The sequence below is a fragment of the Botrimarina colliarenosi genome, from assembly GCF_007859955.1.
GTDB classification, from domain to species: Bacteria; Planctomycetota; Planctomycetia; order Pirellulales; family Lacipirellulaceae; genus Botrimarina; species Botrimarina colliarenosi.
Window position 1 is genome coordinate 888,711 of record NZ_SJPR01000002.1, and the last position, 6,685, is coordinate 895,395.

Genomic DNA, 6,685 nt, shown 5'->3' on the forward strand with positions numbered 1-6,685 from the left:
GCCCCACTGCACCACAACGAAGACGATTGCATGTGTTCGAATATTTTCGCTCTCTTGATCGCTAGCGCCCTGGCGTTGTCGTCCTCCGGCGCAGTCGCCGGCGGACCCACCGGGATTTATGTCAGCGCCGGCCCCACCACCGCGACGCGTGACTCGGTCGACTCGTCGTATGGCGCCCTCGACTTTGTTGAAGGCGTGCTGGTCCGGATCGGCTGGAACGAGATCGAGACCGCGCCGGGCGTCTACGACTGGTCGGCGCTCGACCGACAATTCCAACTGGCGGGCGACCTCGGTTTGAAGGTCTCGCTGGGGGTCATCAACGGGAAGGAATCGCCGAGTTGGCTGGCCGACCAGGGGACCGCCTTCTTCGAGTACGAACTCCCTCCCCAACTTGGCGGGACCACCGAGCAGTTGCCCCTCCCCTGGGACGCCAACTACCTCGATCGCTGGGAAGGCTTCGTGGCGAAGCTGGGCGAGCGGTACAGCGGCAACGACTTGCTGTCGCTTGTGCACATCACCCATAGCTCGGCGAACGGGTTTGAGATGCCGCTCCCGTCGACGCCCGCCTCGGTCGCGGCTTGGGATCAGGTCGGTTACACGGTCGACTTACACGCCGGCGCCATCGAGCGCGTGATCGACGCCTTCGACGCGGCCTTCCCGGAAACCCCGCTTGATCTTGAGGTGCACCCGGTGCTCGGCGACGACGCGGTCGCCCAACGCGTCGTCGCCTACGCCAATGGAACGAACCGAGCGAGCGGGCCGATCGGCGAGCGGTTCGGCGTCTTATCGGCTTGGTGGTCGGAGCACAACGCGGACGACGTCTATCCGGGCGCTTACGAGTTGCTGCAGAACCAAGCCGACGCGACTTTCTCGACGGTCCAACTCGTCGCCAGCGCGACGAGCCGCCCCGAGGCCTATGGTGAAGGCGGGCTATCTGGCTCACTCGATCGGGCTTTCGACGATGGCGTCCGTTACTTCGAGGTCTGGCACAACGACGTGCTGAACCCGACGTTCCAACCGACCCTCCGTGAGCTGCAGACCCGTCTGGTTCCGGAGCCGTCCGCCGCGGTCATTGCCCTCACCGCCTTGCCGCTCGCCGTAGGGCGACGTCAATAAAGACTTACCGGCGACGTCGAAACGAAGCCGCGATCGCCAGGGCCGCCATGACGGCCGCCGCGGGCTCGGGAACTGCGAGCGACGTCACCCCCGTCGTTGTGCCGTAGTTCGCCGCCCAGATGTCGTAGTCGGCTTCGGTGACGATGGTGTCGCCGTTCGCGTTCGCTGCGTTGTCCGTTCCAAAAGCGAGAAAATTATCTCGCCACACCGTGTAGTCGGCCGCGTCGACCATGCCGTCGCTATTGAAATCGCCGACCGAACGCTGGTCGAACGTGTCGGTCGGGTCCCAGAAGACGGTGTCGAGGTAGACCGTCGCGTCCGACGAACCGAACAGCTGGATCGAATCGAGCGACACGTTGACGCCATCGATCTGGCCGTTGCCGCCACCGGCCCACGCCTCCCACTGCGTATCGATATCGAGCTGCCACTTGTACTCGTGCCACTCGCCATCCGCGATCACCGAGCGGCGGACGCCACGATCGCCGGTCGTGGGGTCGTCCAGTGCGATCGACACCTCAAGCCCCGGGTCGACGGTCTTGAGCCAGAAGCCGACCGAGCCAATCGACTCGAACTGCACGTTGGCGACCTGCGAGGCCACGTTGCTGCTGCCGTCGTAGTCGCTGTAGCGGGCGCCGGCGACGTGCCGCAACAAGAAGTCCTCGCCCGACGCCTCGTCGTAGACGATGTCGATCCGCTGTGACGACGAGCCGCTCTGTGACGTGGTGCTGTCGCGGACGGCGTCCGAGCCGGCGAGGTTCGCGGTGGTGCTCGACGAGAACGTCGGCGAGCGATTGAAGACGCCTTCGTGGCCCGTGATGGTGCCGTCCGACGGCCGGCCGCTGCCGTAGTCGTCGAACGACGTCAGCACCTTGCGGCCGAAGGTGACGCCGGTCCCCGCGGTGGTGGCGGTGCGGACCTGGATGTCGGCGCCGTAGTAGTACTTGAGGATGTCGAGGTAGTTGAGCGAGTTGTCTGACAGATAGTCGCCGCCGTTCTGCGACATCGCTCCGCGGTTGGGCCAGTTCGGATTGCTCGGAGTGCCGATGAAACCTAACGGCGTCCCCGGATTGTTCCCGCCGAACTGCCCGTTGGCGTAAGGAAACGTAACCCACTTCTGGGTGTTGGTTGGGTCGGAGTCACCTGGCTCGGAGATGAAGCCAGGGTTCTCAAAATCGAACGGCCCGGTGGGGATCGAGCCAGCGACGTAGAACGAAGCAAGGAGCACGTCGGACTGGGCGCCGATGTTGTCGCGGACCCAAAGGATCTCCCCCTCGGTCGCGGCGGCCGCGTCCAAATGGATCTGCCGCGGCGGCTGGCCGTTGCCGGTATAGACCTGGTCCGAAGTCCCGTCGGCGATCGTGCCGGCAGTCTGCATCTTGTAGTAAGCGAAGGTCCGCGCCGCGACCGCCTGGGCCTTCAGCGCCTCGAACGACGCCAACCCGTTCTCGCTCTTCACGACATTGGGGACATAATCGCTTTCGGTCGCCTTGGCGCCTAGGCCGGTGACCGTAATCGTCGGCCGGGCCGCAAACTGCGCCGAGGCGGCGTCCCCAAACAACACGAACACCACAAGCGCGACAATTCGCATCGAACCATTTCCCCCTGCACTCACCATGCCGCCTGCCTTGCCACGTCGTTGAAGGGTCCAAAACCCAAATTCGAGGAGTCGGGCCCGCAAGAAGACGGGTTCCCAACCCTTCCAGACTACAGGCAGGCTGCGAGAACCGCTATCGATTTTGCGCAGGGCGATGTGGGCCTTCTTGGAACCATCGGGCCGGAGCGAACCGCGGAATTGGCCGATTTCTTGGGCGGTTCGCGAAGCCCTGCGGGTGGATCGGTTCCGACCATTGCGACCCCAGAGCGTGGCCGCGGGCAACAAGCCGGCGGAAGCGGACGATCCGGGAACCGTCGGCCGAATGTTTTGCCGACCCAACCCTGCCCGGGACAACGCAAGTCGTTACGCTGTAGGCCCTGGCCGAGTGGCGGAATTGGCAGACGCCCCAGACTTAAAATCTGGTGTCCCGTAAGGGGCGTGCGGGTTCGAGTCCCGCCTCGGCCACTTGCTATCAAAGGACTTACGTCGAATTGACCATCGACGGGTCGTCCCGAGTGCTACATCAAGTGCTACATGTTTTTCTCGGAGGCCTGCTCAGAGACCTCGGCAGCGGGGGCGACTTTGCCCCCCTGCCCCGCCGCTGACTCTGCCCCTGGGGTAAGTCGGATTGGGCGGATGTCGGCGACTGCCCGGCGGGCGGGTTCCGTATTCAGGTAGTAGTTCTCGGTCGTCACTACCGTGGCGTGGCCAAGGATGTCCTTGACGACGGCTGTCGCCACTTGCTTGGCGATCAGCTCTGAGGCGCAGGTCGATCGTAGGTTCTTGAGGACGTATCGCTGGTCTTTCGGAATACCGGCCGCGTCCTGAATTACGGCCCAGTCGTGGTAAAGACCCCGGATGCTGTCGTATGGCCAAGCGAGCACCGGGTCAGCCTTCTTCGCCCCTTCGCATCGAGACTTCCAATCGCGAAGCAGGTTGGCCAGCGACGCAGACAGGGGTAGCACCCGTTCCTTCCGCCCCTTTGAACTCGGCGCCATCACCCTTAACTCAGGTCGCTCGAAATCGATGTCCCGCCATGACAGCGCTAACAATTCGCCGCGGCGGAGTCCAAGGTAATACGCGATGTAGAGAAACGTTCGCCACCAGCCGCCGCTACGTTTTTCGAGCTTGGTTAGCGAACTCTCGGTGGCCGACACCATGGCGAGGAAGTCGGACTCCGGGATGACCACCGGGGACTTCTTCGGCACGCGTACAAAAAGACCATGGAAGTCGGGCGCCTTCTCGATCAGACCTCGCCGCTCTCCCCATCGCAGGGCCGCCTTCAAGTGCCGTAAGTCGCGATTGACGGTGGCAGGAGCGACCCCCTCTTTCAGCCTGGCGTCCGCAAAGTCTTCGATGACCGGTGGGGTGATTGCCTGAATCGTGGTTGGCTTCGCCACCCGCTCGAAAACCCGTAAGCAGTTCGTGTAGAAGGCGATGGTCGTCGCCGGCTTACGAACTCCCTGCTTCTCGAAGAACTCTCGCTTGAAATCAGCCCATTTGGTGGAGGACGAAGAGGCATCCTCCCTGCTGAGCTCGTGCTCCAGGTCCCGCCGAAGGGCGTCCGCTCTTTTACGAACGGTGGTCCGGGTCGATTTCCACCGCTCCCTCTGCTTGCCCGTAATCGGGTCGAACTCGAAGTACCTCAGATACCAGTTGGGGGACTTGTTGCCTGGTCGCTTTATGACCTGGACACTACGAATGATCTTAGACATCGGGGACTCGCGAGGACCGAGGGTGATAGAACCTCGGACGAGCATGCCATGGCGTAGCTGCCATAGAGCTGCTGTAAAGCTGCCGCCAGACTGCCCTTAGTCGCCACTAGATCAAACAGGGATTGGAAGCTCATCCGAGATCGATCCAGACAACCCACTGTCCTGTCCAACGTGGGTCAGGCCCCCGAGACAGGGGAGAGTATTCTGAGGGCTTAGAAGCTCCGGAAGCGTTCCGACTCCCACCCTAACAGGCTTCGAAAGAACGGAGGTGGGCGATGCGGGCCGCCAAGAAGACCAAAATATGAGCCCCCGGCTTGGCGCGAGTCAAAACCGCTTCCACCGACAACACGAAACGGTGCTATCGGGATTTCAAGCCTGCCTGCTTAAAAGCCGAAGTCGAGCACTGGAGTTCAAAATCGGCTCCGCCATACCGCGGCGTCCTGTATCTCGCTAGCAACTGCGATGTCGACGCGACCCAGGCGACGAAGGGGTAGGTTTAGAAAAGGGCGATCTACATGGTCGGCGAAGTCGGGGACCTGCGGATTGGCGGGTCGGCGACGCTAGACCCCGTCGAACAGCTCTGCGACGCTGATCTTGAGCCCTTTGGCGATCTTCTCGACGTTTCGCAGAGCGATGTTTCGTTGCCCCCGCTCGACGCCACCTTGGTAGGTGCGATCAAGCCCGGCATGGGCGGCGAAGCCCTCTTGGGAATAACCGGCGTCGGAGCGGAGCTCGCGGACCCGCTTCCCGAAACGCTCAAGGATGTCGGCTCGTTTTGCCATTCCCACTAAGATCGTCCGTCGTCGCCTAAGGAGCCACGGACTATGAGTAGCGAAGAGACGTGCCTCCGCTGGTTCAGTACTTGGCTCGGTTCAATCCGGGTAGTACGGATGGGTCACCGGTTGAGTGAGGCTGATTACCCCGTGGTCCTACCGTCGCCGAGCAAGGTGGCGTCGCTGAGCGAGTAGGACATAATGGGGCCATGACCCACCGCCTATTCGCCGTTGGCTTTTTGCTCACCGCTTCGATCGCCCAAGCCTGGAGCGAAGGGGGTCATCACCTCATTAGCCCGCTCGCGTATGACCTGCTTGAAGAAGCCGATCAGGTGAAGCTCGTCAAACTGCTCGCCGAGCACCCGCGCTACGCGGAGGACTTCACTCCGCCGCCCAAAAATCCGCGACGTGACCCGCTGGCGGGTGGGCTGAGCCGGCTACTGGCCCGACGTCGCTAGGAGTCAGCCGGTGTACGACCGCCCCACTTGGCATTACCAACTGGCGGCAACGCTGACTTACGGGGACGACATCAATGTTCCCCCGCAGCCGGGCCCGCTCCCCGCCGAAGCCAATCTCCAGACACAAGAACTGCACATCGCACAAGCGATAGCTCTTTGCCGACGGGTGATGAGCGACTCCCGCCAGCCAGCTGCCGATCGGGCGATCGCCGCTTGTTGGTTAGCCCACCTCACTGGCGATGCTCACCAGCCGTGTCATGCCGGTAGCCTCTACGCCAGCGTAGCGTTCCCCGATGGTGATCGTGGCGGCAATGAGATCAAACTCCTCAATGGACGGAACCTGCACGCCCTCTGGGATGGATTGCTGGGCCCTCGATTTGATGAGGGAGATACGGATAGACGATTGACGGAGATCATAACCGACGAAGATCTCATCGAATTGGGTGATATCTCGTTCGAGGAGGTGGACCCGCTCCTCTGGCTAGCGGAGAGCCGGGAGGTGGTCAGAATGGTTGTCTACACCGCTGAGGTTGTAGCACCGGTAAGAGCGGTCTCAGGTGGAAAGGCTTCCCAGCTACCTCCGATCAGGTTGTCGCAGGAGTACCTGAAAGCGGCGGGCGTTGTGGCGACGTTACGAGCTGACGAAGCCGGGTATCGTTTAGCAGCGGTGTGGCGGAAGTGCCTGCGAACCGCGGATGAATCACCGGCCGCTGAAGGGCGGTGAACTAGACGTAGCGCGATACAACTGAAGTCAATTAGCGAGTCGCTGATCGGCTTTGATGGTTGCCCGACGGGTCCTAGTCTTCCCCCCTTCGGTTCGTGCGAGACGCCTCGTTCGATTGCTGACGTTCGGGTCGAAAAATGGCCGAGAAGTGTCGGACCGACGCAGCTTCGATAGCTGGCCTAGCAGTCCGTTGATTTCTGTTGGCTGATCGTTCGGATGAGCCAGTCGAGGGCGGCGGTGAGTAGTTGGGCGAGTTGATCGAGGAGGCCCGCCAGGGCCTTGGGCTTGCCGGCCCCCAGGAGGCT

Annotated in this window: 6 protein-coding genes and 1 tRNA gene; 4 read left to right on the forward strand and 3 right to left on the reverse strand. The window is 62.3% G+C overall.

What is annotated here, in order from left to right:
- Positions 1-30: 30 nt before the first annotated feature.
- On the forward strand, positions 31-1,116 hold the full coding sequence (locus Pla108_RS11510; protein ID WP_146445069.1) for a beta-galactosidase: 1,086 nt from the start codon (positions 31-33) through the stop codon (positions 1,114-1,116).
- Positions 1,117-1,120: 4 nt separating this feature from the next.
- Here the strand turns inward: Pla108_RS11510 and Pla108_RS11515 are convergent, their stop codons facing one another.
- On the reverse strand, positions 1,121-2,704 hold the full coding sequence (locus tag Pla108_RS11515; protein WP_197526492.1) for a SpoIID/LytB domain-containing protein: 1,584 nt from the start codon (positions 2,702-2,704) through the stop codon (positions 1,121-1,123).
- A 385-nt stretch (positions 2,705-3,089) separates the two neighbouring features.
- On the opposite strand from Pla108_RS11515, the gene Pla108_RS11520 reads away from it, so the two are divergent.
- A tRNA-Leu gene (locus Pla108_RS11520) sits at positions 3,090-3,175 on the forward strand.
- A 65-nt stretch (positions 3,176-3,240) separates the two neighbouring features.
- Here the strand turns inward: Pla108_RS11520 and Pla108_RS11525 are convergent.
- Both Pla108_RS11525 and Pla108_RS11530 read right to left on the reverse strand, forming a co-directional pair.
- On the reverse strand, positions 3,241-4,425 hold the full coding sequence (locus Pla108_RS11525) for a tyrosine-type recombinase/integrase (RefSeq protein WP_197526493.1): 1,185 nt from the start codon (positions 4,423-4,425) through the stop codon (positions 3,241-3,243).
- Between the two features lie 560 nt (positions 4,426-4,985).
- Complete coding sequence (locus Pla108_RS11530) at positions 4,986-5,207, reverse strand: helix-turn-helix domain-containing protein (RefSeq protein WP_146445072.1); 222 nt, start codon at positions 5,205-5,207, stop codon at positions 4,986-4,988.
- Positions 5,208-5,407: 200 nt separating this feature from the next.
- Between Pla108_RS11530 and Pla108_RS11535 the strand changes: the two genes are divergently transcribed.
- Positions 5,408-5,656, forward strand: coding sequence for a hypothetical protein (locus Pla108_RS11535; protein WP_146445073.1), 249 nt, complete (start codon positions 5,408-5,410; stop codon positions 5,654-5,656).
- Between the two features lie 10 nt (positions 5,657-5,666).
- Complete coding sequence (locus tag Pla108_RS11540) at positions 5,667-6,380, forward strand: S1/P1 nuclease (RefSeq protein WP_146445074.1); 714 nt, start codon at positions 5,667-5,669, stop codon at positions 6,378-6,380.
- The last annotated feature ends 305 nt before the right edge of the window (positions 6,381-6,685 follow it).